This window comes from Microbispora sp. KK1-11, assembly GCF_006874435.1.
Lineage (GTDB): Bacteria > Actinomycetota > Actinomycetes > Streptosporangiales > Streptosporangiaceae > Microbispora > Microbispora catharanthi.
Map to the genome: position 1 here is coordinate 53226 of NZ_VIRJ01000007.1, position 22718 is coordinate 75943.

The following is a 22718-nucleotide window of genomic DNA, read 5'->3' on the forward strand; positions in this document are numbered from 1 at the left end:
CTGTCTGGCGGTCGAATCCCGGAGGCGTACGAGAGGTGAGGTGTGGACACCACTGTCGTGCTCACCAGCACCAACCCCTACGGGAGCCGCACACTGACGATCGAAGCCGACCGGACCTCCTCCGTAGCTTACCTTCGTGACGCGAAGGGGATCGTCCACGGAGCGGTCTGGCTGGCCAACCACGTCCCCGCCCCCGCCGAGGCGGATGTCGGCCGGGCCAACGCCGGGCTGCCGCCGGTGATGCCCGAGGCGCACACCGCGCATCCCTCCGGCCGGCCGCCCCTGGACGTGGAGTCGCTGTCGGTGCTGTGGTTCGAGGAAGGCGACGGCGTCGCCCTTTACGAGAACGACACGCTCCTGGCGGTCATTCCGGCGTGGGCCGACATGGAGCGCGGCATGCCCGGCTACGCGCGGGACGCCGTCGGGGAGTCGCCTTTCGCCTGGCCGCTCGGCGAGGCGCTGGAGGGCCTGTCCCCCCGGGTGGCCAAGGCCCGCGCGTACTGGCAGTGGCGGCAGGCGGAGGGCAGCTGGGCCACCTACCAGCAGTTCGTGCTCGGCCACCTGGACAGCAGGCTCGGGACGCCCGGCCGTTACTGGGACGTCGGCGGCGACCGGTTTCCCATGGTGGGCGTCAGCGAGCGCCCGCCCACGTTCACGCGGGACTACACGGTGCTGTCCACGGTCGGCATGAGCTGCCAGCGGATGCCCGCAGCGGAGATGTACGACACGGCGTGCCGGGTGGAACTGGCGCTGGCGACCAGGCAGGATCCGAGAGTCGCCGCACGGCTGTTCGCCTGGCTCGGGCAGTATCCGTGGCGGTCGGTGACATGGCTGGGGCACGGGCACACGGCCCGCTGGTTCCAGAACCCGGTCACGTTCCCGTTGGACGGCGGGCACCAGGGGGTGCTCATGCTGATGGACCCGCCCGGGCTACCGGACATGTCGGGATTCGTGTTTGGCGGTGACGCCGTACGGTGGCTGTGGCTGCTTCCGCTCACCGAGTCCGAACTCCGGCTCGTGGCCGATCACGGCCATCGCGCTATCAGCGAACGGCTGGCGATGACCAGCCGGATCTGACGCTCGCCGGTGCCGGGCGTCAGGCGACCGGGACCAGAAGCGTGAGCAGCAGCCACACGGGGACGAGCGTGAACAGCAGCGAGTCGAGGCGGTCCATGGCCCCGCCGTGCCCGGGCAGCAGCGTGCCCATGTCCTTGATGCCGATGTCACGCTTGATCACCGACTCGACGAGGTCGCCGAGAGTCGCGCACACGACTCCCGCCAGGCCGACGACGGCGCCCTCCCAGTACTCGCCCTGCAGCAGGAAGTGGACCAGTAACGCGCCGCCTACGACGCAGGCGAGAGTGGACCCGGCGAAGCCCTCCCAGGTCTTCTTCGGGCTGATGAGCGGCGACATCCGGTGCTTGCCGAAGAAGATCCCGGCGAAGTATCCCCCGATGTCGCTGCACACCGTGACCGCGATGAAGACGATCACGCGGTCCGGCCCGTCCTCGGGAGCCAGCAGCAACGGCACGAACCCCGCGAGCAGCGCCGGGTAGACGGCGATGAACACCGCGGCGGTCGCGTCCCTGACGAAGCCCTCGGCGCCCTGGAACATGCGCCAGGCCAGCAGCACCATCACGGTCACGGCGAACGCGCCGACCAGGAACGACGTGCCGCCCCAGTAGGGTCCGAGCACCATGGCCGCCATGCCGGCCAGCAGGGGCGGCAACGGCACCCGGATGCCGAAACCGCCGAACGCCTTGACGATCTCGTGTATGCCGACGCCGATGGCCACGAGGACCACGACGAGGAAGGCGACCTTGACGGTGTAGAGCGAGCCGATGACCACCGCGCCGAGCGCGACGCCGACCCCCACCGCGGCCGGGAGGTTGCGGCCCGTGCGGCCCGAGGGCTTCTTGGCGGCGTCGCCGGACGTGCCGCCCGGGGAGCCGGTGCCCGGCGGGTCCGCGAGACCGTTCGGCGTGGCAGGGCGGCCGGCCTCGGGCGCGGAGCCGGCGGCGGATTCGGTGCCGGGTCCGGTGACGCCGCTCTGTCCGGCGTCACGGCCCGTGCCGGCGCCGCCGCGGCCGTTCGGCGCGGACGCCTGATCGGCGCCGGTGCGGCCACCCGTCTCTGGGCCGTGTCCGGCACCGGAGGGGCCCGCCGGGCCCCCCGCCGGGTTCCGGTCGCCGGCGGCAGCAGTTCCGTCCACAGCGTCCCACTCTCTATATGCGCGTGATCCTTGCGCCGCCCGCTCTCGCGGTGCGGCACAAGGATCACGGTCGTGCCGTACGGCCCGCTTTCCGGGCCGCGACGTCAGACCTCGAGCAGCTCGGCTTCCTTGTGCTTCAGCAGCTCGTCGATCTTCGCGACGTGCTTCTGGGTGAGGTCGTCGAGCTCCTTGACCGCACGATGGACCTCGTCCTCGCCGGCCTCGCCGTCCTTGACGAGCTTGTCGAGGGTCTCCTTGGCGTGCCGGCGGATGTTCCGTACGGACACCCGGCCGTGCTCCGCCTTGTTGCGGGCGACCTTGATGTACTCCTTGCGGCGCTCCTCCGACAGCTCGGGGAACACCACGCGGATGACGGTGCCGTCGTTGCTCGGGTTGACGCCGAGGTCGCTGTCGCGGATGGCCCTCTCGACCGCGTTCAGCGAGCCCTTGTCGTACGGCTGCACGAGCACCATACGCGCCTCGGGGACGTGGAACGACGCGAGCTGCTGGATCGGCGTCGGCGACCCGTAGTAGTCAACGGTGATTTTGTTGAACATCGAGGGCGTCACACGGCCGGTGCGGATGCTCGCGAAGTCGTCCTTGGCGACCGTCACCGCCTTGTCCATCTTCTCCTCGGCCTCGAGGAGGGTTTCGTCGATCACTGCGGCTCCCTACTTCCCTGCCGGACTCACCAGCGTGCCGATCTTCTCACCACGGACCGCCCGGAGGATGTTGCCCTCGCCCATGAGATCGAAGACCACGATGGGCAGGCCGTTGTCCATGCACAGGCTGATCGCGGTGGCATCCATGACCCCGAGGCCCCGCGTCAGCACCTCGCCGTAATCAAGCTGGTCGAATCGGACCGCGTCGGGGTTCTTGCGCGGGTCCGAGTCGTACACGCCGTCGACCTGGGTGCCCTTGAGCAACGCCTCGGCGCCGATCTCCAGCGCGCGCTGCGCGGCGCAGGTGTCGGTCGAGAAGAACGGCGAGCCGAGCCCCGCGCCGAAGATGACCACGCGGCCCTTCTCCAGATGGCGGATCGCGCGGCGCGGCAGGAACGGCTCGGCCACCTGCTGCATCGTGATCGCGGTCTGCACACGGGTGTCGATGCCGCGCTTCTCCAGGAAGTCCTGCAGGGCGAGACAGTTGATGACGGTCCCGAGCATGCCCATGTAGTCGGCCCGGGCGCGGTCCATGCCGCCCTGCGACAGGGCGGCGCCGCGGAACATGTTGCCGCCGCCGACGACGACCGCCACCTGCACGCCCTCACGGACCGCTTCGGCGACCGAGTCCGCCAGCTGGGCGACGACGCGCGGGTCGATCCCGAGGGACTCGCCGCCCGCGAACGCCTCCCCCGACAGCTTCAGCATCACCCGCTTCCAGCGCAGCGGCCCGTCGTACGACGAAGCCGCCGGCGTGGCGGGTCTGGTGTTCTCCTGCACGGCGGCGGCCTCCTCGGATGTAGCGCGGGTCGAAAAGCTCCTGGCAGTAAGCCTAAGCCTGGCCGACCTTGTAGCGGGTGAAGGCCAGGACCTTGACGCCGGCCTCGTCCGCGACCTTCGCGATCGTCTTCTTGTTGTCCTTCACGAACGCCTGCTCCAGCAGGGTGAAGTCCTTGTACCAGCCGTTGACCCGGCCGTCGACGATCTTCGGGATGGCGGCCTCGGGCTTGCCCTCCTCGCGGGTCATCTGCTCGAACAGCGACCGCTCCTTCTCGATGACCTCGGCGGGCACCACGGCGGGGCTGAGGTACTTCGGCGCCATCGCGGCGGTGTGCTGGGCGATGTCCTTGGCGACCTCGGCGTTCGGCGTGTCGAGCTGCACGAGCACGCCCACGGCCGGCGGGAGCTGCGGGTCGGTCTTGTGCATGTAGGAGGTGATGAAGCCACCCTCCAGCAGCGCGAACCGGCGGATCTCGATCTTCTCGCCGAGCGCCGCGTTGGCCTCGTCGAGCAGGTCCTTGACGCTCTTGCCGTTCAGCTCGGACTCGAGCAGGGTCGGCACGTCGGCGGGCTTGGTCGCGACGATGTGCGCGACGATGTCGGCGGCGAGCTCCTGGAAACGCTCGTTCTTGGCGACGAAGTCGGTCTCGCAGTTGAGCTCAAGCAGCGCCGCGAGGGAGTCGCCCTCGTGCTTGACGGCGACCAGGCCGTTCGACGCGGTGCGGGCCTCGCGCTTGCCGACGTCCTTGGCGCCCTTCAGGCGCAGGATGTCGACGGCCTTGTCGAAGTCGCCCTCGGACTCCTCGAGCGCCTTCTTGCAGTCCATCATGCCGGCGGCGGTCAGCTCGCGAAGCCGCTTGACGTCGGCCATGTTTACGGAAGCCATTGTCCAATTTCCTCTTCGGGACCCGGATGCGAATCGTCTGGGGGGTGGGCACCCGTGCCGAGCGCCCACCCGGTGAAGCCCTCAGCGCGGCGGGCGTCGCCCTACCGCACCGGAACCAGGTCGTTCCCTGGGAGATCCCCGCCGTCGCGGCCGGCCGGAGGCGCCGCGCCCGGCGGGGATCCGTGGCCGTTCGTCAGGCCTGCTCGTCCTGCGCGGGCTGCTCGGCGGCCGGAGCCTCGGCGGCCGGAGCTTCCGCAGCCGGAGCTTCCGCGGCCGGAGCCTCGGCGGTCTCGGCGGCCGGGGCGGCCTCGCCGCCCTCGAGGAGCTCACGCTCCCACTCGGCCAGCGGCTCGGCGGCGGCGACACCCGCGGGCTTCTCGTCACCGCGGCCGGCGCCCGCACGGGTCATGAGGCCGTCGGCGACGGCGTCGGCGATCACGCGAGTGAGGAGGCTGACGGCGCGGATGGCGTCGTCGTTGCCCGGGATCGGGTAGTCGACCTCGTCCGGGTCACAGTTGGTGTCCAGGATCGCGACGACCGGGATGCCGAGCTTCTTGGCCTCGTTGATCGCGATGTGCTCCTTCTTGGTGTCCACGACCCAGACCGCGCTCGGGACGCGGGCCATGTCACGGATACCGCCGAGGGTGCGCTCCAGCTTCTCCTTCTCGCGGCGGCGCATCAGGAGCTCCTTCTTGGTGAGCCCGGAGCCGGCCACGTTGTCGAAGTCGAGCTCCTCGAGCTCCTTCAGCCGCTGGAGCCGCTTGTGCACGGTGGAGAAGTTGGTGAGCATGCCGCCCAGCCAGCGCTGGTTCACGTACGGCATGCCGACGCGCGACGCCTGCTCGACGATCGACTCCTGCGCCTGCTTCTTCGTGCCGATGAACATGATGGTGCCGCCGTGCGCGACGGTCTCCTTCACGAAGTCGTAGGCACGGTCGATGAACGACAGCGACTTCTGCAGGTCGATGATGTAGATGCCGTTGCGCTCGGTGAAGATGAAGCGCTTCATCTTCGGGTTCCACCGGCGGGTCTGGTGGCCGAAGTGAACGCCGCTCTCCAGCAGCTGCCGCATGGTGACGACAGGGGCCATGGTGATGGTCCTCCATGGTCGTGTGCCCTTGGGCACGGTCTCGGTTGGTCACGCGGGCGTCTTGCCCGCGCCCTGACGCCCCGGGCCGCTTTCACCGGACGCGGTCCGGACCGAGAAGGCGGCTCGTGAGTGGGCGTGCGAATTCGGCCCGCCTAGCAGGCCGTCGAACAGTCTACCCGGATCCGCCCCTTCAGTTGACCCTTGCCGGATCAGCACGCCGTCACACCACCACCGGCCCCGCCGGCCGCCCTCGGCCTTCCAGGACCACCTGGCACAGGGCCTCGCCAAGCATCGCCCCGCATTGCCCGTCGGTCTCCGACATCCCGCGCACGCCTCGCCGCCTCCCGCGCACGCCCCGCAGGCATCAGACATCACAGGCATCGCAACGGCCGGGCCCGGCCGACGTCGGTTGTCGTCAGGAGATCGATTGTCGCCAGGAGGACGGAGACCATGCCGCGGGGTGCTCCCCCTGGCGGGGCGGCGGGCTCGTCCAGCAGGGCCGCGTCCCGTCGACGGCGCCGGGCGGGGTCACATAGGTGAGCGTGCCGAAGGAGCTGTCCATCGTCGCCAGCAGATCCTCCACCCGGGGCTGCCGCACCCCCGCCCCGTCGATCCTGCCGAGATCGTCGAGCCACGCCGCGGTCCTCGCCAGCGACACCTCGACGTGCCACGAACCACCCTCGGCCGCCCGCCGGAGCAGCGCGGCGACCGCGCCGAACGCGGCGAGGTAGCCGGTGGCGTGATCGAGAGCCTGCGCGGGCAGCGGGCTCGGCCGCAGGCCGTCGCCGTTCTCGTGGGCGATCCCGCATGCCATCTGGACGAGGCTGTCGAATCCCCTCCTTGAGGCCCACGGCCCGCGGGTGCCGTACGCGGAGATGTCGACGCAGACGATGCCGGGCCGCAGGGCGGCGAGGTCGTCCGGCCCGAAGCCCCTCGCCCGCAAGGCCCCGGGCCGGTACGCCTGGATGATCACGTCGGCCTGACGGACCAGCTCCCGCAGCCTGTCCGCCTCGGAACGCAGGTCGATGTGGCACGACCGCTTGCCGAACGCCGTCTCCACCACGAGCCCCGGCACCTCGGGCAGGTGTGCGGCGCCCACACGCAGCACGTCCGCGCCGTACGCCGCGAGCGCCCGCGCGGCCACCGGCCCGGCGATCACGCGAGTCAGGTCGAGCACCCGCACACCGCCGAGCGGCCGCTCCGTCCCGGCCGGGAGCCCGTTGCCGGGGTCGCCGAGCACATGACCGGCCCCGCTGCGCCCGGCCCCGCTGCGCCCGGCCCCACTGCGCCCAGTCCCGCCGCTGGCCTCGCTGCCGCCGGTCCCGCTCGCCTGCCCGTCACCACCGGACAGCCGGGAGACGCCGACGAGAGGGAGGCCGGCCAGCGCCCGCGCCTGGGGGTGCGCGAGCCACTCGGCCCTGCTCCGCATCGCCGCCGCACAGCCGCCCTCGCGAATCACCGCCTCCTCGATCTCCACCGCCGTGCGGCCGGCGCACGCCCTGCCGACGTCCTCCTTGCCCGAGCCGGGCGGCAGCCCGAGCGCGCGCACGGCGGCATCACGATGATGATCGAAATTGCAGTGGAGCCGGATCCAGCCGTCCGAGGCGCGGTAGTCCCCCGACAACGCGGCCCAGACGTCCATGGCTTTCCCGTCGACGCGGAAATGCCTCTCGCTCTGGAAGGCCACAGCGGCGTGCCGGACATCGATCGTCACATCAGGATCGCCGAGCTCGGCGCGTGCGGGCTGCCGGCCGCCGGGCCCTTCCTCGCCGCTCTCCCCCGCGCGGGCGGCGTACGCCGCGACGGCGGCGGCCAGGGCACCGGCCGAGGCCGCGGCCATCGTGCCGAGGGGGAAGACGGACGGCAGGACGGGGTCCTCACCGATGACCCGGACCTCGGGGAGGGTGACCCCGACACCCGCACCCAATTCTCTGATCAGCTTCGCGGTCACTGCCGGCTCCTCACTGCTCATGCCTGCGGCGCCCGATGCCCGGCGGGGTGCTCCACGACGGCGGAGCCCCCTCCCGGGAACCGGGGGCAAGTATCCATGCCGGTCGCAGTCTGCCCGCGGCCGCCCTCCCGCTTCCGCTCCCGGCCTCGGCTGTGGACGACGAGCGCCTTCTCACCAGGCCCACCTGCGATTTCCTCCGCCCGTCCACAGCCGTCGAATCGCGCGGCGGGCTTTTCCACAGAAAGAGGTTCGGTGGCACGGGCCGGGGGCCGCTTCGGCGAGTGTCTGCGGCGGAGGTGGTCCCATGGCGGCGAAGGATCGGCTGGGCAGGCAGGGTGAACAACTCGCCGTGACCTTTCTGACGGCGAAGGGCATGCGCATACTCGACCGCAACTGGCGCTGCGCGGAGGGCGAGATCGACATCGTCGCCCGTGACGGCAACGCGCTGGTGATCGTGGAGGTGAAGACCCGCTCCGGGCGGAGCCACGGCACCGCCTTCGAGGCGGTGACCGGTGAGAAACTGCTGCGCCTGCGGACGCTGGCCGTCAGATGGCTGGCCATGCACGCGGAGCGTTTCGACACCATACGGGTCGACGTGATCGCGATCGAGCGGTTCGCCGGCGACTTCTCGCTCAGACACGAACGCGGGGTGGTCTGAGATGCCCGTCGCCCGGACCCATTGCGTCGGCCTCGTGGGCGTCACCGGGCGCCTTGTGGAGGTCGAGGCCGATGTGGGCCCCGGCATCGCCGGGACACACTTCATCGGGCTTCTCGACACCGCGATCAGCGAAGCCCGGGGCCGTGTGAGATCCGCGCTGATCAACAGCAGGTTCGCCTGGCCCGACGCACGGGTCACCGTGAGCCTGTTCCCGGCCACGTTGCCCAAGCGAGGATCGATCTTCGATCTGGCCATCGCGATCGCGGTGCTCGGCGCGGCCGGCGCCGTGCCCGCGCAGCGGATCGCGGCGCCGATGTTCCTCGGCGAGCTCGGCCTCGACGGGCGGGTCCGGCCGATCAGAGGCGTGCTGCCGGCCGCGCTCGCCGCCGCGGAGGCGGGGGTGCGCACGGTCGTGGTGCCCGCGCTCAACGCCGCCGAGGCCGCTCTCGTGCCTGATCTCACCGTGGTTCCCGTCGCCACTCTCGCCGAACTGGTGGGGTGGTTGCGCTCGGATGACCTGCATCGGCTTCCGGTGGTGGCGGACGCCGCCTCGCTGTCACAGGACGCCGAGCAGGCCGAACACACCGAGCAAACCGAGCACATCGAGCACGGCGGGCACACCGAGCATCGCGGGCATGGCGGGCCCGTCGAGGACGCGGCGCGTCCGCCAGGGCGGTACGGCGGCGACCGGGGCACGCCGGGGCCGGACCTGTGCGACGTGGCCGGGCAGCCGATGGGCCGCAAAGCACTGGAGGTGTGCGCCGCCGGAGGGCACAACCTCTGGATGCTGGGCCCGCCGGGGAGCGGCAAAACCATGCTCGCCGAGCGCCTGCCGACCCTCCTGCCGCCGCTCGACCAGGAGACGGCCCTGGAGGTGTCGGCCATCCATTCGGTGGCGGGAACGCTGCCGCCGGGACGTCCGCTGCTCACCCGGCCCCCTTTCATGGCGCCGCATCACAGCGCCACGATGGCGGCCGTCGTGGGCGGTGGCAGCGGAGGCGTCGTACGGCCCGGAGCGGTGTCGCTCGCGCACCGAGGCGTGCTCTTCCTCGACGAGGCGCCGGAGTTCGCGACGACCGTGCTCGACTCCCTGCGGCAACCCCTCGAGTCGGGCACGGTGACCATCGCGCGAGCTGTCGGTGCGGTCACGTTTCCCGCCCGGTTCATGCTGGTCCTGGCGGCCAATCCGTGTCCGTGCGGCCTGCAGGGGACGGTTGGACATCCCTGCAAGTGCACCCCGGCGGGCCGGCGCCGCTATCTCGACCGGCTCTCCGGGCCACTGCTGGACCGCGTCGACGTGAAGGTGAAGATCGGCCGGGCCACTCGCGCCGAGTTGCTCGCGGACCGGCACTTCGTGGAGACCAGCGCGACCGTGGCCGAGCGGGTGAGGCTGGCGCGCGAGCGAGCCGCCAGACGGTTGGCCGGCACTCCCTGGCGGTGCAACGCGGAGGTGTCGTCATCCGCGTTGCACCGTGATTTCCGCCTGGCCGACGCCGCGATGGCCCCGCTCCATCGAGGCCTCGACGTGGGCACGCTCAGCGCACGCGGCCTGGATCGCGTGCTCCGCATCTCCTGGACGATCGCGGATCTGACCTGCAAGGACCGTCCGGGCCAGGCCGAGACGTCGGCGGCCCTCGCACTGTGGCTGGGAGTGGATTGATGGAAGCGACCGAGTACTCCACCGCCGAGGACGCGCCGGCCGGCAAGGCCGTCTCGCAGACGGCAGGCGCCTCCGGCCCGGCTGAGGACGCCGGTGGCGCGACCGGTCCCGGAAGGGCGGAACGGCTGGCCCGCGTGGCGATCATGCGGATGGCCGAGGCAGGCGACACGGTGATGGGCCGGTTGATCGCCCGCTTTGGTCCGGTGGGCGCCGTGGAGCAGGCGAGGCGCGGCGTGCTCGACCCTGGCTTCGCGCGTGACGAGAAGGACCGCGCCGAGGCTTCCAGGCGCCACCTGGATCTCCGCCGGCATGCGGCCGCCTGGGCGGCGCGCTACACGGATCCGGCAGACGACCTGGCGCAAGGCATGCGGCGAGGAGCGCGGCTCGTTGTTCCGGGTGACGTCGAATGGCCCACCCAGCTCGACGACCTCGGAGACGCAAGGCCCTTCGGACTGTGGGCGGACGGACGGGCGAACCTGCGCTTCTCCTGCCTGCGCTCGGTCTCCGTGGTCGGAGCCAGGGCCTCGACCGCGTACGGCACGACCGTGGCGGCCGAGTTCGCCATGAGTCTCGGCGGGCGCGGGTGGACGGTGATCAGCGGTGGCGCCTACGGGATCGACGGCGCCGCCCACCGGGGCGCGCTGGCGTCCGGAGCGCCGACGGTCGTCGTGCTCGCCTGCGGAACGGACGTGTGTTATCCCAGCGCGCACGAGGACCTGTTCCGTGCCGTGCGCCGGCAGGGCGTGGTCATCAGTGAGTGGCCACCGGGCGCGCACCCCACCCGGCTGCGGTTCCTCATCCGCAATCGGGTGATCGCCGCCCTGTCCCGGGGGACCGTCGTCGTGCAGGCCGCCGCGCGCAGCGGTGCGCTCAACACGGCCACTCATGCCTGGGGCCTGAACCGGCAGCTGATGGCCGTGCCCGGTCCCATCACCACGGAGGTCTCCACGGGCTGCCACGTCCTGATCCGTCAGGGCAAGGCCGTCTGCGTCACCTCGGCCGAGGAGATCATCGAGTTGGTCGGCTCCATCGGTGACGACCTCGCGCCGGAGCAACGCGGGCCCGTGCGACCTCGGGACGGGCTGAACGACGAGACCAGGCGGGTGCTCGAAGCGATCCCCGCACGCGGCGCCACAGGTCCCGCCGCGATCGCCGTCGCCGCCGGTGTGGACATCGGGACGGCACTCGCCTGCCTCGGCGCTCTGGCCGCCGCCGGGTTCGTCGAGAACGTGGACCGAGGGTGGCGGCTGCGGCCTGCCGCACGCCAATGAACGGGCAGCGCGTCATCATGGCGTGCTCCGCGGAGATCTTGTCGGCCTATCACTGGCCCGCTCGCACGACCGCGCGACGTGCTGACCGCGCACTGGTGCAGACGACCGCCACGCCACCCGGTCCTCCTGGCCAAGACCCTCCGCCTGAACACTCTGCCTGGACACCCCGCCTGAACACTCTGCTGGACTCCCCGCCTGATGGCCCGGCGGGGCGGCGCACGCCATCGCGCGGGCGGCAGTGTGCAGGCGGCGCATGCGGGCGGCGCACATGCGGGCGGCGCGTGCGGGCGGCACCTCGCGCCGATCCGGCCGGTGCTACGGGATCAGATCGATGGTTAGCATGCGGATCATGGCCGTGTCTCCTTCCCCACCCGGCTCACGGGATGCAACCCGCGCATCGGATGCCGCCCGCCGGGAAATGGGACATGGCGCGATGGACAACGCGCAGAACAGGACAGGGCGCAATAGGACAGGGCGCAACGGGACACGGCGGGTACGCGTGGTCGCGTGACCGCGACGACGAGAGTCGCCGGGCTCCGGCTCGCCCGCAGGGCGGCGTCGGCGCACCCGCATCGAGCCGGAAGCGAGAGGGAAGGACGACGTCGTGGCAGCGGGCGAAGGTCAGGGACTCGGGGAGTTCGACGCCGTCCTTGAACAGTTCGAGCGGCATCTGCGTCTCGAACGGGACCTGTCGCCGCACACGCTGAGGGCGTATCTCGGAGACATCTCCTCGCTGTTCGCGCACATGAGGGCCGCCGGGCACGACGACGTGTCCGCTCTTGACGTCACCATCCTGCGTGACTGGCTGGGGGACCAGCATCAGGCCGGACGATCGAGGGCGACGCTGGCCCGCCGCTCCGCCTGCGCCCGGGTCTTCACCGCCTTCTGCCACCGCCGAGGATGGCTGGCGAGTGACCCCGGGCTGCTCCTCGGCACGGCGAAGGCCGAACGGCGGCTGCCGAAGGTGCTGGACCAGACCGAGGCCGAGGCCGTCCTGTCCACACAGGGACCGGGCGACGCCAGGGACCTGCGCGATCGGGCGATGCTGGAGCTGCTGTACGCGACCGGCATGCGGGTCAGCGAGTTGTGCGGCCTCGACGTGGACGACGTGGACCGGGACCGCCGGACGGTCCGCGTGCTGGGCAAGGGACGCAAGGAGCGGACGGTTCCCTTCGGGCTGCCCGCCCTGCACGCCCTGGACGCCTGGTGCGTGCGGGGCAGGCCCCTGTGGATTCGCGAAGGAAGCGGCCCCGCGCTCTTCCTCGGCGTCCGAGGAGGCCGGATCGACCAGGGCACCGTCCGGCGTGTCGTGCACGTCCGCCTGGCGCAGGTCGAGGGAACGCCCGACATGGGCCCGCACGGGCTGCGCCACACCGCCGCCACCCATCTCCTCGAAGGCGGGGCCGACCTGCGATCCGTGCAGGAGATGCTCGGGCACGCCTCCCTGGCCACCACGCAGATCTACACGCACGTGTCCATCGAGCGGCTGCGGGCCGCCTACCGCCAGGCTCATCCCCGCGCCTGACTCCCAAGCAGGCGAGCACCGCCTCTTAGCACCGCGCCCAAGCAGCCGCGCACCGCCTCTGAGCACCACGCCCAAGCAGGCGGGCACCGTCGCGCCTGAGCACCGCGCCCAAGCCGAGTATCGCTCCTGAGCACCGTGCCTGGGCGCTGCGGACGGGCACCCTGCGTCAGCCTCGCCCGGACCGGCGGGCCCACCGTCACGCCTCTCGGTCATCACGACGGCCGGCGGGCCTCGCCGACGGGCCAGCGAGGCAGGAGGCGGACCTGCCCCCGGCCGAACAGGAGGAGCGGATCCAGGTAGAGACGTCCGCGCAGGAGTCCCCAGTGCAGGCAGGAGGCGGTGCAGTGAGCGACGGCGTTCTCCTCGACGATGCCGATGACCTGACCGGCCGCGACGACGTCGCCAGGCCGGACCAGGGCTCGGACCGGCAGGTAGGTGGTGCGCAGGCCGTCGGCATGTGTGATGGTCACGACTCCCCGGCCCGCGACCCGCTCCGCCAGGCCGACGACTCCCGGTCCTGCGGCCATGACCTTCTCCCCGGGCCGCGCGGCCAGGTCCACACCCCTGTGGCCTGCGAGCCACCGCTGTGGGGGCGGATCGAAGCGCCTCATCGGACGTGCGGGCCCGGCAAGCGGCCACCGCCAGCCGGACGCGTCTCCACGCGGCCCCGTCGGCCCCGTCGGCTCTGGCGCGACCGGCCCCGACCGCTGCGCCTTCCCAGGAGAGCGGGCGGTCCCCACCGGCACGCCGTCCTCAGCCCGATCCGGCCCGGCCGGCGATCCGCCTACCGGCCCGATGGACCGAGCAGGACCGAGCGTCCTGGCGTCCCCGAACCTGGGCGCACTCGCCGGCAACGGACCCGCGGACCGATAGGCCACGGCCCTCACAGCCCCCGGCGCCCTCGCGGTCGTGGCCGCGTACGGCGTCACGGGGCCTCTGGCGGCCACGGGCCGGACGGCGACGGATGGCCGGGTGGGAGCCGCGGTCAGCAGGACCAGTACGAGCACATACGCGACGAGACGCATGCCACGACGATGTCCCCCGAAGGCTCGCGCCGGGCGGCCGAACGCCGTTCTGGGGACAGGCCGTGCACGATCAGCTCGAGAAGCCCTCCTTGGGCATCTCGAGGTCGGGCTTGGCCAGTTCCTCGACGTTGACGTCCTTGAAGGTCACAACCCGCACGTTCTTGACGAAGCGGGCCGGGCGATACATGTCCCAGACCCAGGCGTCCTGCATCTTGACGTCGAAGAAGACATCGCCGTTCTCGGCCGTGCGGACGTCGAGATCGACGGAGTTGGTGAGATAGAAGCGCCGCTCGGTCTCGACCACGTAGGTGAACAGGCCGACCACGTCGCGGTACTCCCGGTAGAGCTGCAGCTCCATCTCGGTCTCGTACTTTTCGAGATCTTCCGCGCTCATCCCGGTCCTCCTCTTCCGCTCCCCGTCGAGATCCCACTGTCGAGGCCGACCCGTTCAGACGACACCGGTCCCAACCTCATTCTCGCGCATGTCCCCATCCTGCCCCGTCCACAGGCCCCCGGCCGGGATCCTTGTCCCACGAGTCACCCTGGCCACCGTCACGAACGAGAACCGATGGTGGGGGCTCGGCCCATGCCGCGCCAGGGCCCGCCGATGGCCGAGCGTCACGTAGCCCTTGTGCAGGGCGAAACCGTACTGCGGGTAGACCTCGTCGAGCTCGTGCATCAGCCGGTCCCTCGTCACCTTCGCCACGATCGAGGCCGCCGCCACGCACGCGGCGACCTGGTCGCCCTTCCACACGGCCAACGACGGCGCGGGCAGCCCGGCCACCGGAAAGCCGTCCACGAGGACGTAACCGGGGACGAGCCCCAGGCCGGCGACGGCCCGCCGCATCCCCGCGACGTTGCACTTGTGCAGGCCGCGCGAGTCGATCTCCTCGGGAGGGATCACGACCACACTCACGGCCCGGGCCGTCGCCGTGATCCGCTCGAAGAGGCGCTCGCGCACGGCCTCGGTCAGGAGCTTGGAGTCGCTCAGCCCGTCGATCTCCCGCCCCAGCACGACCGCGGCGACGACCAGCGGCCCGGCGCAGGCGCCGCGACCGGCCTCGTCCACCCCGGCGACCGGCGTGAACCCCCGCCGGGCCAGGGCCCGCTCGTAGCCGTAGAGTCCGGAGTCCCGTCGTACGACACTCGGGCGCGGGCGATAGGCAGCTGTCATGACGACAAGCAGATTACGCCCCATTCGGGACCGGCGATACGGCCGGAACCACCGCCGACGGCAAAGCCGCAGGTGAGATCAGCGTACGACGGAGAAAGTGTCGGGCCGGGAGAGGAACGAGATCCGGTTCAGCGGCCAGTAGCGCAGGAACGCCCGCCCTGTGACGTCGTCCTCGGAGATCGTGCCCTGGTGCCCGTCGTCCGGGTAGAAGCGCGAGTCCGCCGAGTTGTTCCGGTGGTCGCCCATGAGCCACAACCGCCCCTTGGGGACCTTCACGTCGAACTCACGGTCGGAGGGCTTGGCCCCCGGGTAGAGGTACTTGCCCTCCTCGTCCAGCGGTGTCCCGTTCACGGTGATGCGGTGCTTGGCGTCGCAGCACTTCACGTGGTCGCCGCCCACCCCGATCACGCGCTTGATCGTGTCCTCGCCGTTCCAGCCCTTGAAGACCACGATGTCGCCGCGCTCCACCGGCCCGAGCTTGTACGCGAGCTTGTTGACCACCACGTAGTCGTCGACCAGGAGCGTGTTCTGCATCGACTCCGACGGGATCCAGAACGACTGCAGCAGGAAGGTGTGGACCAGCAGGGCGACGACGACCCCGCCGAGCACGTACATGAGGGTCTCCAGAAAGCCGGAGCCCTTCTTCTTCGCGGGCCGGTCCTTCTTCCCGCCGGCGGTCCGCTCGTCCTCGCCCGCCTCACCCACGGCCGCCGGCTCCGCCGGTTCCTCCGGAACGTCGGCGGACCCGACCGGCCCGGCGGTGCCTAAGCGACTCTCGTCGGGCTCTCCCACGGCTGCCTCCTCCGGCTCTGTCACGTCCTATCGTCGCCTCACCAGCCGCCGGCGCAGGGCCACCAGCGGCACGGCGCCCGCGAAGCCCGCGACGAACGGCGCGGCCCCGAGGGCCGCCTGGAGCGCAGGCTGCGCGAACGTTTCCGGGATCGGCAGGATCTTGGCCCGGTTGAACGGCCAGACGATGACGAAGGCGCGGCCGATCACCTTGTCGGCGGGAATGGTGCCGCCGCCCGGGTCACCCATGTGCAGGCGGGAGTCCCAGGACACCGAGCGGTGGTCGCCCATCACCCACAGGCGGTCCGGCGGGACGGTGACCTCGAACTCGCGTCCGGACGGCTCGTCACCGGGATACAGGTACGACTTCTCGTTCAGCGGCACGCCGTTCACCGTGACCCGGCCCTGCTCGTCACAGCATTTGACCTTGTCGCCCGGCACGCCGATGACCCGCTTGATGTAGTCCTTCTCCCCCGGCACGACCCCGAACGCGGTGCCGAGCCAGCGCAGCCCGGCCGCGATGGGGTTGGACGGCTCCTCGAGCTTCACCTCGGGGTCCCAGGAGTCCACGCCGGAGAACACGACGATGTCGCCGCGCTCGATGTCGCGTACGTGGTAGACCAGCTTGTTCACCAGCACCCGGTCGTTGATGAGAAGCGTGTCCTCCATCGACTCGGACGGGATGTAGAACGCCTGGACCACGAAGGACTTGATCAGCAGGGCCAGAGCGAGGGCGACCACGATCAGGACGGGCAACTCCCGCCAGAACGAGCCTTTCTTCTTCCCGTCCTCGGCGTTCTGCTTGACGTCTTCGGCGACCACGTCCACCCCGTCCTCGGCAGGGCGACGCGTGCCCGGCCCCTGTCCCTCGCTAGCCATCGCTGCTGAGCCTAGATGATGTCCGCGACGGCGAGCGCCGGGGACACCGCATCACCGGCAAAAAGAAAGTGGCCCGCGCCTGAGGCACGGACCACGATCTCCAAAGCCTTACTTGCCGGCCGGCTGCGCCTCGCGCTTCTCGCGGATGCGAGCGGCCTTTCCGCGCAGGTCGCGCATGTAGTACAGCTTGGCCCGGCGGACGTCGCCGCGGGTCACCACGTTGATCTTCTCGATCACGGGGCTGTGAACCGGGAAGGTGCGCTCGACGCCGACGCCGTAGCTGACCTTGCGGACCGTGAACGTCTCACGGATGCCACCGCCCTGGCGGCGCAGGACGAAGCCCTTGAACACCTGGATGCGGGACCGGTTGCCCTCGACGACGCGGACGTGGACCTCCAGCGTGTCACCCGGGCGGAAGGCCGGTACGTCGCTGCGAAGGGCAGCCTTCTCGATCTCCTGGATCTGCGTGTGCATGGCGGCGGTTCCTCATTGACAGGGGCACACGGAGGTCCACCCGGCCGGCCCGAGGGCTCGGCGACGAGGGGGACACGCGTGCTTGGCTTGATACGTCTTGTCTGCCACGTTCAGCCGGGCGCACCCGGCCATGACGAAGTAGGCAGCAGCGACTCAGTCTGCCATATCTTCCGGCACTGCGCGAAACGCGGGGGGCAACCCGGGGCGAGACGCGGCAGCGGAACGGCGCTCCCTGAGGCGTTCCTCGAACTCCTCGATGACGCGCCGGTCGTGCTTGTCGAGGCCGTCCCGGTCGAGCCTGGCGACCAGTTCCGGCCTCCGGTCCAGCGTACGGCGCAGCGCCTCGTCGCGCCGCCAGCGGGCGATCCTGCCGTGATGGCCCGACAGCAGGACCTCCGGCACCTCGTGCCCCCGCCACACGGGCGGCTTGGTGTAGACGGGGCCTTCCAGCAGGTTGGCCATGGCCCCCGGCGCGAAGGAGTCGTCGGCGACGGAGCGCGCGTTGCCGAGGACCCCCGGAAGCAGCCTCCCCACGGCCTCGACCATCACCAGGACGGCCGCCTCTCCCCCGGCTAAGACGTAGTCGCCGATGCTGACCTCGTCGGTGCGCAGGCGCTCGCCGTACTCGGCGACGACGCGGGAGTCGATGCCCTCGTACCGCGCAGGGGCGAACAGCAGCCACGGCTCCTCGGCGTACTCCAGCGCCACTTCCTGGGTGAACGGCCGGCCGCTCGGCGTGGGGACGATCAGCCGGGGCAGCGCCTCCTCCCCGGAGGCGGCGCGCCCGTCCTCGATCACGGCGTCGACGGCCTCGCCCCAGACCTCCGGCTTCATCACCATGCCGGGGCCCCCGCCGTACGGCGTGTCGTCCACGGTCTTGTGGACGTCGTGCGTCCAGTCGCGGAGCTGGTGGAGGTGGATGTCGAGGATGCCGCGCTCGCGGGCCTTGCCCATGAGGGAGACGTCGAGCGGGGCGAAATACTCCGGGAAGATCGAGATGATGTCGACGCGCATCTGCGGCCCCTACTCCGCCTCTTCGGCGTCGAGCAGGCCGGGCGGGGCGTCGACGACGAGGATCCCCTTGCCGAGGTCGATCTCGGGCACGAGCGCCTTGACGAACGGGACGTACGCCTCGTCGCGGGAGGGACGGGCCACCACGAGCAGGTCCTGTCCGTGGTGGAGGACGTCGCTGACCTCGCCGACCCGCTCCCCCTCGGTGGTGACCACCGTCAGGCCGATCAGTTCGTGGTCGTGGAACTCGTCGGGGTCCTCGATCGGCGGCAGGTCCGCGGAGTCCACGACGAGCAGCGTGCCGCGCAGCGCCTCCGCCGCGTCCCTGCCCTCCACTCCGGCCAGGGTCAGCAGCAGGATCCCCTTGTGCCACCGGGCCCGCTCCACCGTCAGCGGACCGGCCGGCGCCGGGTCGGTGACCAGCGTCACCCCCGGGGCGAAGCGCAGATCGGGCTCGTCGGTGCGCACCTCGACCGTGACCTCGCCCCGCACGCCGTGCGGGCGGCCGATCCTGCCCACGACTAGCTGCACTTGTCGCCTACCTCCGCTACCGCTCCAACGCGACTTCCACGCGACGGTTCGAACGCCACCGCCCGAACCGGTCTGCCACTGCGAACCTGCCGGAAAACACGCCGGGGGACCCCGGTGCGGGGTCCCCCGGACGCGTCGTTCGGCTCAGCGCGCCTCTTCCAGGTCGACCAGGTCGATCCGCACGTACTTGCCGTTCGACAACGCGTTCACGACGGTGCGCAACGCCTTCGCCGTACGGCCGCCGCGGCCGATGACCTTGCCGAGGTCGTCGGGATGAACCCGGACCTCGAGAACGCGCCCGGTGCGGATGCGCCGTGCGCGGACCCGGACGTCGTCCGGATGCTCGACGATGCCCTTGACCAGGTGCTCGAGGGCCTCCTCGAGCACCTCAGGCCTCGCCTTCCGGCTTCTCCTCCGCGGCCGGGGCCTCGGCGGTCTCTTCGGCCTTCACGGGCTTCTTGGCCTTCTTCGGCGTGGTGGCGGCGGCGCCGGTGTCGCCCGCCAGCGACTCCTTGGCGGCGGCCTCGTACGCCGCGTGCCGGTCCGGCTTGGGCTCGGCGACCTGGAGCGGCGTGGCGGGGGCGGGCTCGCCCTTGAACTGCTGCCAGTCGCCGGTCAGCTTGAAGATCTTCAGGACCGGGTCGGTCGGCTGCGCGCCGACGCCCAGCCAGTACTGCACCCGCTCGGAGTTCACCTCGATGCGCGAGGGGTTCTCCTTCGGGTGGTACAGGCCGATCTCCTCGATGGCGCGGCCGTCCCGCTTGCTCCGGGCGTCGGCGACGACGATGCGGTACTGCGGGTTGCGGATCATACCGAGCCGCTTGAGCTTGATCTTGACTGCCACGGGTGTGGTCTCTCCTGCATTAGAGCGTGGGTGAGCGGTGTCTCATCGAGTGGGGCACGATGGGAGCCCGCCCGAGGGACAGGCGCGACCGGCGGGGGTGAGAGGGCACCCACCTGGTCACGATGTTCCAGCCTGACATTCTGCCAGATGATTCCCCATGCTCCGCAAAGGACGGTTCCGCCGCCGCCCTGATTTCGGCACGGATGCGCCCATGGCTCCGGAACGGGCATGCGAACTGATCGCGCGGATAGGCCGTCCAACTGGCATGCGAGTTGCGAACAGGACCCTCACGGCCGGAGCGGCGGCCCTCGCCCTGCTGGCCGCCGGCTGCGGCACGGCCACCACGCCCTCCGCGGCCGCCGCTCCCCCGGCCAGGACGACGAGCCGGCACACGACGACCCCGCCCGCCGCGGACACGGGACGGGCCACCGCCGCGGGCGCGGCGTCCGTCCGGTACGGCGCCGCGGCGCGAACCACGACCACACGAAGCACGGGCGCCGCCCCCGAGCGGTGCCGTACGACCGGCTTGCGGGCCCGGGTGGGACGGCAGGACGCGGGGGCGGGCAACCGCTACGCGCCGCTCGTGCTGACCAACACCTCGGGCAAGACCTGCTGGGTGTACGGCTTCGTCGGGCTCGTCCTCATCGACGGCCGGGGCGACGTGCTGCGTACGCGCACCCGCCGCGAGAGCGTCACCCCGCACCGGGTGACGCTGCGCGCCGGGGCGAGCGCCCACGCCCGGCTCCACTGGACCGTGGTGCCCAGCGGGCACGAGACCCGGTGCCCCTCCTCGGCCCGGCTGATGATCATTCCGCCGGACGAGGTGGCGCACCTGGAGGTCCCGTTCACCGCGACGGTGTGCGACGACGGCAGGATCGACGCCAGGCCGATGGCGCCAGGCGCGAGCCTCTGAAAACACGGCGCGAGCCTCTGAGGACGCGGCGCGAACCTCCGACGACACGCGCCGGCCTTCGACGACGACACCGGCGAGCCTCTGAGAACACGGACCGCGACGAGACCGCGCCGCCGCCCGCCGGGAACCGGCGGGCGGGCGGTCCGGCCGTCAGTTCTGGCCGGGCAGCTTCAGCTTCGACGGGTCGAACCCGGGCGGCAGCTCCAGGCCGGGGGGCAGCTGGCCGCCGCCGATGTTGCCGAGCAGGCCCTTGGGCAGCTTCGGAGCGTCCGAGGACGACGCGTTCGCGCCGGCCTTGCCGAGCGCGGCCTTACGCGGGTCGCCGCTGACGCGGCGGCCCTTCTTGGGCTTCTGCGCCTTCTGCTTGCGCCCACCCGGCATGCCCGGGATGCCCATGCCCTGGGTCACCCGCTTCATCATCTTCTGCGCCTCGAAGAAGCGGACCACCAGGTTGTTCACCTCGGTGACCGTCACGCCCGAGCCCTTGGCGATGCGGGCCCGGCGCGAGCCGTTGATGATCTTCGGGTCCTGGCGCTCGCCGGGCGTCATGGAGCGGATGATCGCGGCGATGCGGTCCAGGTCGCGGTCGTCGACCTGGTTGAGCTGATCGCGCATCTGCCCCATGCCCGGCATCATGCCGAGCAGGTTCTTGATGGGCCCCATGCGGCGGACCATCATCATCTGCTCGAGGAAGTCCTCCAGCGTGAAGCCGTCCCCGGAGACGAGCTTGCCCGCCATCTTGGCGGCCTCCTGCTCGTCGAACGTCTTCTGCGCCTGCTCGATCAGGGTGAGGATGTCACCCATGTCGAGGATCCGGCCCGCCATGCGGTCGGGGTGGAAGGCGTCGAAGTCCTCGAGCTTCTCACCGGTGCTGGCGAACATGATCGGCCGGCCGGTGACGTGCCGCACCGACAGGGCGGCGCCGCCTCGGGCGTCGCCGTCGAGCTTGGTCAGCACCACGCCGTCGAAGCCGACGCCGTCCATGAACGCGCTGGCCGTGCTCACCGCGTCCTGGCCGATCATGGCGTCGAGCACGAACAGGACCTCGTCGGGCGTGACCGCGTCGCGGATGTCGGCGGCCTGCTTCATCAGCTCCTGGTCGATGCCGAGGCGGCCGGCGGTGTCGACGATGACCACGTCGTGCTGCTGGCGGCGCGCGTGGTCCACCGACTGCCGGGCCACCTCGACCGGGTCGCCCACGCCGTTGCCCGGCTCGGGGGCGTACACCGCCACCCCGGCGCGCTCGGCCATGACGGCGAGCTGCTGCACCGCGTTGGGCCGCTGCAGGTCGCAGGCGACGAGCAGCGGGGCGTGCCCCTGGTCGCGCAGCCACTTGGCGAGCTTGCCGGCCAGGGTCGTCTTACCGGAGCCCTGGAGACCGGCCAGCATGATCACGGTCGGCGGGTTCTTGGCGTAGCGCAGTCGCCGCGTCTCGCCGCCCAGCACCTCGATGAGCTCGTCGTTGACGATCTTCACGACCTGCTGCGCGGGGTTGAGCGCCTGGGAGACCTCGGCGCCGCGGGCCCGCTCCTTCACCCGGGCCACGAAGTCCTTCACGACCGGCAGCGCGACGTCCGCCTCGAGCAGCGCGATGCGGATCTCGCGGCAGGTCGCGTCGATGTCGGCGTCGGAAAGCCTGCCTTTGGACCGAAGGGAGGAGAAGACCGAAGTCAGCCGGTCGGAAAGCGTCTCGAACACGTGTTTGGCCAGCCTCGAAGCGAGTGGACGGGTCGGTGAACCATCAGTCTCCCCAGACTATCCGCCCGCACGCCCTTCACGCCCGTGCCGCCGGGGCGAGATCGCCGGTCCGGCCCGTTCCCGGTCCTCACCGGACCGCGCTCACGTGGGATGTCAGCGCGTGTTCGACCAGCGTGATCAGGGTGCTCTTGACCGATTCGCGGTCGCGGGCGTCAGTGCGGACGATCGGGACCTGGGGTGACAACGTCAGGGCCTCGCGCAGTTCGTCCTGCCCATGGGTGTACTCCCCGTCGAAGCCGTTGACGCCGACGACGAAGGGCAGGCGGGCCTCCTCGAAGTAGTCCACCGCCGGGAAACTGTCGGCCAACCGCCGGGTGTCGACCAGCACCACCGCGCCGATCGCCCCCCGCACCAGGTCATCCCACATGAACCAGAACCGATGCTGACCCGGCGTACCGAACAAATACAGGATCAGATCCCGGTCCAGCGACACCCGCCCGAAGTCCATCGCCACCGTCGTGGTCGTCTTGTGCGGCACCAGCCCCACATCGTCCACACCCGCCGAGGCATCGGTCATCACCGCCTCGGTCGTCAACGGGACGATCTCCGACACCGCGCCCACGAAGGTCGTCTTCCCCACACCGAAGCCCCCCGCAACGACGATCTTCGTCGAGGTCAATCCCCG

At 71.1% G+C, this 22718-nt stretch carries 24 protein-coding genes; 6 read left to right on the forward strand and 18 right to left on the reverse strand.

All coding sequences use genetic code 11. The features are described 5' to 3' along the window. The first annotated feature begins 42 nt into the window (after positions 1-42). Complete coding sequence (locus FLW16_RS12750) at positions 43-1077, forward strand: suppressor of fused domain protein (protein WP_142560228.1); 1035 nt, start codon at positions 43-45, stop codon at positions 1075-1077. Between the two features lie 19 nt (positions 1078-1096). Here FLW16_RS12750 and FLW16_RS12755 read toward each other — a convergent pair whose 3' ends face one another. The 6 genes from FLW16_RS12755 to FLW16_RS12780 all read right to left on the reverse strand — a co-directional run bounded on the left by FLW16_RS12755 (position 1097) and on the right by FLW16_RS12780 (position 7581). Then, positions 1097-2212, reverse strand: a complete 1116-nt coding sequence (locus FLW16_RS12755) for a phosphatidate cytidylyltransferase (RefSeq protein ID WP_312847133.1) — start codon at positions 2210-2212, stop codon at positions 1097-1099. 104 nt (positions 2213-2316) lie between these two features. Beyond that, entirely contained in the window at positions 2317-2874 is a 558-nt protein-coding gene (gene frr / locus FLW16_RS12760; protein ID WP_142560229.1) for a ribosome recycling factor, read from the reverse strand. A 9-nt stretch (positions 2875-2883) separates the two neighbouring features. Further along, entirely contained in the window at positions 2884-3654 is a 771-nt protein-coding gene (gene pyrH / locus FLW16_RS12765; protein ID WP_030511713.1) for a UMP kinase, read from the reverse strand. Between the two features lie 52 nt (positions 3655-3706). Continuing rightward, positions 3707-4540: a translation elongation factor Ts gene (gene tsf, locus FLW16_RS12770; protein WP_142560230.1), complete on the reverse strand. Its 834-nt coding sequence runs from the start codon at positions 4538-4540 to the stop codon at positions 3707-3709. Between the two features lie 193 nt (positions 4541-4733). After that, positions 4734-5630, reverse strand: a complete 897-nt coding sequence (gene rpsB, locus FLW16_RS12775) for a 30S ribosomal protein S2 (RefSeq protein WP_142560231.1) — start codon at positions 5628-5630, stop codon at positions 4734-4736. Positions 5631-6045: 415 nt separating this feature from the next. Then, positions 6046-7581, reverse strand: coding sequence for a CoA transferase (locus tag FLW16_RS12780; RefSeq protein WP_221891047.1), 1536 nt, complete (start codon positions 7579-7581; stop codon positions 6046-6048). 304 nt (positions 7582-7885) lie between these two features. Here FLW16_RS12780 and FLW16_RS12785 point away from each other — a divergent pair, with 304 nt between their 5' ends. The 4 genes from FLW16_RS12785 to FLW16_RS12800 all read left to right on the forward strand — a co-directional run bounded on the left by FLW16_RS12785 (position 7886) and on the right by FLW16_RS12800 (position 12695). Then, the gene (locus tag FLW16_RS12785) at positions 7886-8239 is read left to right on the forward strand and encodes a YraN family protein (RefSeq protein ID WP_142560233.1); all 354 of its coding nucleotides are present in this window, start codon (positions 7886-7888) and stop codon (positions 8237-8239) included. Between the two features lies 1 nt (position 8240). Beyond that, positions 8241-9899 carry a YifB family Mg chelatase-like AAA ATPase gene (locus FLW16_RS12790; RefSeq protein WP_142560234.1) on the forward strand — a complete coding sequence of 553 codons (1659 nt, stop codon included), beginning with the start codon at positions 8241-8243 and terminating at the stop codon, positions 9897-9899. Continuing rightward, a complete protein-coding gene (gene dprA / locus FLW16_RS12795; RefSeq protein ID WP_142560235.1) occupies positions 9899-11170 on the forward strand; it encodes a DNA-processing protein DprA in 1272 nt (423 codons plus the stop codon). The genes FLW16_RS12790 and dprA overlap by 1 nt, the downstream gene beginning before the upstream one ends. 604 nt (positions 11171-11774) lie before the next feature. Continuing rightward, on the forward strand, positions 11775-12695 hold the full coding sequence (locus FLW16_RS12800; RefSeq protein WP_260615209.1) for a tyrosine recombinase XerC: 921 nt from the start codon (positions 11775-11777) through the stop codon (positions 12693-12695). 212 nt (positions 12696-12907) lie between these two features. Here FLW16_RS12800 and FLW16_RS45925 read toward each other — a convergent pair whose 3' ends face one another. The 10 genes from FLW16_RS45925 to rpsP form a co-directional block, all read right to left on the reverse strand. Further along, the gene (locus tag FLW16_RS45925; RefSeq protein WP_312847134.1) at positions 12908-13720 is read right to left on the reverse strand and encodes a peptidoglycan DD-metalloendopeptidase family protein; all 813 of its coding nucleotides are present in this window, start codon (positions 13718-13720) and stop codon (positions 12908-12910) included. A 70-nt stretch (positions 13721-13790) separates the two neighbouring features. After that, positions 13791-14114 (reverse strand): DUF2469 domain-containing protein, encoded by a 324-nt coding sequence (locus tag FLW16_RS12810; RefSeq protein WP_030511723.1) that lies wholly within the window; start codon positions 14112-14114, stop codon positions 13791-13793. Positions 14115-14168: 54 nt separating this feature from the next. After that, a complete protein-coding gene (locus tag FLW16_RS12815; protein ID WP_142560238.1) occupies positions 14169-14894 on the reverse strand; it encodes a ribonuclease HII in 726 nt (241 codons plus the stop codon). Positions 14895-14972: 78 nt separating this feature from the next. After that, on the reverse strand, positions 14973-15686 hold the full coding sequence (lepB, locus tag FLW16_RS12820; protein ID WP_260615210.1) for a signal peptidase I: 714 nt from the start codon (positions 15684-15686) through the stop codon (positions 14973-14975). A gap of 27 nt (positions 15687-15713) precedes the next feature. After that, positions 15714-16562, reverse strand: coding sequence for a signal peptidase I (gene lepB / locus FLW16_RS12825; RefSeq protein ID WP_142560239.1), 849 nt, complete (start codon positions 16560-16562; stop codon positions 15714-15716). A 108-nt stretch (positions 16563-16670) separates the two neighbouring features. After that, entirely contained in the window at positions 16671-17036 is a 366-nt protein-coding gene (gene rplS / locus FLW16_RS12830; protein WP_142560240.1) for a 50S ribosomal protein L19, read from the reverse strand. Positions 17037-17189: 153 nt separating this feature from the next. Beyond that, positions 17190-18050 carry a tRNA (guanosine(37)-N1)-methyltransferase TrmD gene (trmD, locus tag FLW16_RS12835; protein ID WP_142560241.1) on the reverse strand — a complete coding sequence of 287 codons (861 nt, stop codon included), beginning with the start codon at positions 18048-18050 and terminating at the stop codon, positions 17190-17192. A 9-nt stretch (positions 18051-18059) separates the two neighbouring features. Beyond that, on the reverse strand, positions 18060-18578 hold the full coding sequence (gene rimM / locus FLW16_RS12840; protein ID WP_142560242.1) for a ribosome maturation factor RimM: 519 nt from the start codon (positions 18576-18578) through the stop codon (positions 18060-18062). 144 nt (positions 18579-18722) lie between these two features. Further along, the gene (locus tag FLW16_RS12845; RefSeq protein ID WP_079320659.1) at positions 18723-18965 is read right to left on the reverse strand and encodes an RNA-binding protein; all 243 of its coding nucleotides are present in this window, start codon (positions 18963-18965) and stop codon (positions 18723-18725) included. Position 18966: 1 nt separating this feature from the next. Continuing rightward, positions 18967-19422 (reverse strand): 30S ribosomal protein S16, encoded by a 456-nt coding sequence (gene rpsP, locus FLW16_RS12850; protein ID WP_142560243.1) that lies wholly within the window; start codon positions 19420-19422, stop codon positions 18967-18969. A gap of 265 nt (positions 19423-19687) precedes the next feature. Between rpsP and FLW16_RS12855 the strand changes: the two genes are divergently transcribed. Then, a complete protein-coding gene (locus tag FLW16_RS12855; RefSeq protein WP_142560244.1) occupies positions 19688-20335 on the forward strand; it encodes a DUF4232 domain-containing protein in 648 nt (215 codons plus the stop codon). 150 nt (positions 20336-20485) lie between these two features. Here FLW16_RS12855 and ffh read toward each other — a convergent pair whose 3' ends face one another. Further along, positions 20486-22033, reverse strand: a complete 1548-nt coding sequence (gene ffh, locus FLW16_RS12860) for a signal recognition particle protein (RefSeq protein WP_142560245.1) — start codon at positions 22031-22033, stop codon at positions 20486-20488. A 127-nt stretch (positions 22034-22160) separates the two neighbouring features. Continuing rightward, positions 22161-22712: an ATP/GTP-binding protein gene (locus FLW16_RS12865; RefSeq protein WP_142560246.1), complete on the reverse strand. Its 552-nt coding sequence runs from the start codon at positions 22710-22712 to the stop codon at positions 22161-22163. Positions 22713-22718: the final 6 nt, after the last annotated feature.

Excerpts from the sequence above, each read along its gene's own strand:
- tsf (WP_142560230.1), bottom strand. The coding sequence starts at position 4,540 with ATGGCTTCCGTAAACATGGCCGACGTCAAGCGGCTTCGCGAGCTGACC.
- rpsB (WP_142560231.1), bottom strand. The coding sequence starts at position 5,630 with ATGGCCCCTGTCGTCACCATGCGGCAGCTGCTGGAGAGCGGCGTTCAC.
- FLW16_RS12785 (WP_142560233.1), top strand. The coding sequence starts at position 7,886 with ATGGCGGCGAAGGATCGGCTGGGCAGGCAGGGTGAACAACTCGCCGTG.
- FLW16_RS12790 (WP_142560234.1), top strand. The coding sequence starts at position 8,241 with ATGCCCGTCGCCCGGACCCATTGCGTCGGCCTCGTGGGCGTCACCGGG.
- dprA (WP_142560235.1), top strand. The coding sequence starts at position 9,899 with ATGGAAGCGACCGAGTACTCCACCGCCGAGGACGCGCCGGCCGGCAAG.
- FLW16_RS45925 (WP_312847134.1), bottom strand. The coding sequence starts at position 13,720 with ATGCGTCTCGTCGCGTATGTGCTCGTACTGGTCCTGCTGACCGCGGCT.
- FLW16_RS12810 (WP_030511723.1), bottom strand. The coding sequence starts at position 14,114 with ATGAGCGCGGAAGATCTCGAAAAGTACGAGACCGAGATGGAGCTGCAG.
- FLW16_RS12815 (WP_142560238.1), bottom strand. The coding sequence starts at position 14,894 with ATGACAGCTGCCTATCGCCCGCGCCCGAGTGTCGTACGACGGGACTCC.
- lepB (WP_142560239.1), bottom strand. The coding sequence starts at position 16,562 with ATGGCTAGCGAGGGACAGGGGCCGGGCACGCGTCGCCCTGCCGAGGAC.
- rplS (WP_142560240.1), bottom strand. The coding sequence starts at position 17,036 with ATGCACACGCAGATCCAGGAGATCGAGAAGGCTGCCCTTCGCAGCGAC.
- trmD (WP_142560241.1), bottom strand. The coding sequence starts at position 18,050 with ATGCGCGTCGACATCATCTCGATCTTCCCGGAGTATTTCGCCCCGCTC.
- FLW16_RS12855 (WP_142560244.1), top strand. The coding sequence starts at position 19,688 with ATGCGAGTTGCGAACAGGACCCTCACGGCCGGAGCGGCGGCCCTCGCC.